The organism is Ramlibacter sp., from assembly GCF_013697775.1.
Taxonomy (GTDB): domain Bacteria; phylum Pseudomonadota; class Gammaproteobacteria; order Burkholderiales; family Burkholderiaceae_C; genus Ramlibacter.
Genome location: NZ_JACCWG010000048.1, coordinates 1 through 2,462 on the forward strand (window position 1 = coordinate 1; position 2,462 = coordinate 2,462).

Here is a 2,462-nt window from a genome sequence, read left to right on the forward strand (position 1 = left end):
CGGCAACCGCGTGAGCGATCTGTCGATGCTGTGGTCGCCCAGTCCCGCGGCGGCGCCGCGCGCCGAGGAAGGCAGCGGCGCGCCCTTCGCGCCGGCGCCGCAGGAACCCGCGACCCCGCTGCCCGCCGGCGACTGGCCGCTGGGCCGCGCCATCGCGCAGCTGCAGGGCATCTACATCCTGGCGGAGAACAACCAGGGGCTGGTGATCGTGGACATGCACGCGGCGCACGAGCGCATCGTCTACGAGCGCCTGAAGACGCAGATGGACGCGCGCGCCATCGCCAGCCAGCCGCTGCTGATCCCCGCCACCTTCGCCGCCACGCCGCAGGAAGCGGCCACGGCGGAGTCGTGCGCCGAGGTGCTGCAGGCGCTGGGCCTGGAGATCACCGCGTTCTCGCCCAAGACCCTGGCGGTGCGCGCCGTGCCCACCAGCCTGGCGCAGGGCGACGCCGTCGAACTGGCGCGCAGCGTGCTGGCGGAACTGTCGCAGCACGACGCCAGCACGGTGGTGGAGCGCGCGCGCAACGAGCTGCTGGCGACCATGGCGTGCCACGGCGCGGTGCGGGCGAACCGCCGGCTCACGCTCGACGAGATGAACGGGCTGCTGCGGCAGATGGAGGAGACCGAGCGCTCGGACCAGTGCAACCACGGGCGCCCGACCTGGCGCCAGTTGTCGATCCGCGAGCTGGATTCCCTGTTTTTGCGGGGGCGCTGAAGAACTTCCCGCGGGCTCGCGGGTCGCAACCCCATGCGCCGCCCCGCCCTGCTGCTCGCCCTGGCAGCCTCCATCGCCACCTTGTCCGTGCTCGGTTTCTCTTCGCTGGACGAACACCAGCGCGGCTGGATCTTCCAGCCGGGCGACCGCAGCTGGGGCGGCACCGCCGAACTGGCGCAGGACATGGCGCCGGTCTGGATCGCGTTCGATTCCAAGGTCACCGGCGAGCGCTCGAAGCTGAACGCGCTCTGGCTGCCCGCGGAACAGCATCCGGACACCGCGCCCGTGCTGCTGTACCTGCACGGCGCGCGCTGGAACGTGCAGGGCTCGGCGCCGCGCATCCGGCGCATGCAGGAGCTCGGCTTCTCGGTGCTGGCTATCGACTACCGCGGCTTCGGCAAGAGCACGCGGGCGCTGCCTTCCGAAGCCACCGCCTATGAGGACGCGCGCGCCGCCTGGGACTGGCTGGCCGCCACCTACCCGAAGCGGCCGCGCTACATCTTCGGCCACTCGCTGGGCGGCGCCGTCGCCATCGACCTGGCGGCCCAGGTCACGGACGAACGGGGCACCATCGTCGAAGGCACCTTCACCTCGATCGCGGACGTGGCCGGCACCATGCGCTGGGGCTGGCTGCCGATCGGCCCGCTCATCACGCAGCGCTTCGAGTCGGTGCGCAAGGTCGCGCGCGTGGGCGCGCCGCTGCTGGTGGTGCACGGCGCCGACGACAGCCTGATCAAGAGCGACCTGGGCCGCAAGCTGTACGAGGCGGCCACCGGCAGGAAGCGCTTCCTGCTGGTCGAAGGCGGCTCGCACTACAGCACCATGGCCGTCGGCGCCGCGCAGTACCGCGAAGCCCTGCGCCAGTTGTTCAGCCTCCGATAGGTGTCGAGTTTCACTATGGTGTTCATAGCCGGATGCCGCCACGCCCTCTTGGCGTGCTACCATCGACTCGCTCATAAGCGATAGAGGGTGTCCCGGGGAATCAGGACGCTATTCCCTCCCTGTCATCTTTTACGTCACTCGCCAGAGGAAGCAAAGGGACCTTTTTGCATGCTTTCTTGATGAATTTCGGCCAAATGACTCATACCGGCAGGAAAACCACAGCCTGCTTTTACTGCGCCAGATGCGCCTCCAAGTCGCCCCTGTTAGGTCTACCAGTTGTCCAAAGAATGTACGAGGCGCATATTTGACCCCCGAAAAAGAAGCAAGAGAAAGTGGCACCCGAATGAAATCGGTCCAGCAGATGCACACATCGCGCTTCATAAGCTTGCGGACGTTAATGGTTCTGGCGGCTGGAGCCGTTCTCGTCTCCGTACAGGCGCGAGCCGCATCGATTGAGGCCGCCGAATACGACCGCCTCGTGCAGAGTGCCTCGGCAAATGGATTCGTTCCCGTCCTAGTGACGCTCGAGCACCTATCGCTCAGCACCATCCAAGCAAAGCGGCCCGACGTCATATCCGCACTGACGGCGAAACTCGGCTCATTGCAAAGAGAGCTGGGATCATCCGTCCTGGAAGGCGGGTCCTGGAACAACGGTATGGGCCAAGTCGGTTTCTATGTGAATCAGACTGGTCTGCAAGCTCTCCGAAGAAGCACGACTGCGCTCTCATTCACGTTCGACGCTAGTGTGGTGCGCGCCTCTGTTCTGTACTTATCGTGAGATCGCAGCCAATGCAGCCTTGGCTCTGGTGACCTTGGCCAGGATGTCCGAAGCACTGGCTGTCCAGATGAATGGTTTGGGGTTGTC

General features: G+C 66.1%; 2 protein-coding genes and 1 pseudogene. All 3 read left to right on the forward strand.

Annotation, left to right across the window (positions count from 1 at the left end; genetic code table 11):
* Positions 1–715, forward strand: a pseudogene (gene mutL / locus H0U68_RS02970) (DNA mismatch repair protein MutL); the annotation flags it as partial.
* A 33-nt stretch (positions 716–748) separates the two neighbouring features.
* A complete protein-coding gene (locus tag H0U68_RS02975; protein ID WP_296352676.1) occupies positions 749–1,597 on the forward strand; it encodes an alpha/beta fold hydrolase in 849 nt (282 codons plus the stop codon).
* A gap of 343 nt (positions 1,598–1,940) precedes the next feature.
* A complete protein-coding gene (locus H0U68_RS02980) occupies positions 1,941–2,375 on the forward strand; it encodes a hypothetical protein (protein WP_296352677.1) in 435 nt (144 codons plus the stop codon).
* Positions 2,376–2,462 lie beyond the last annotated feature (87 nt).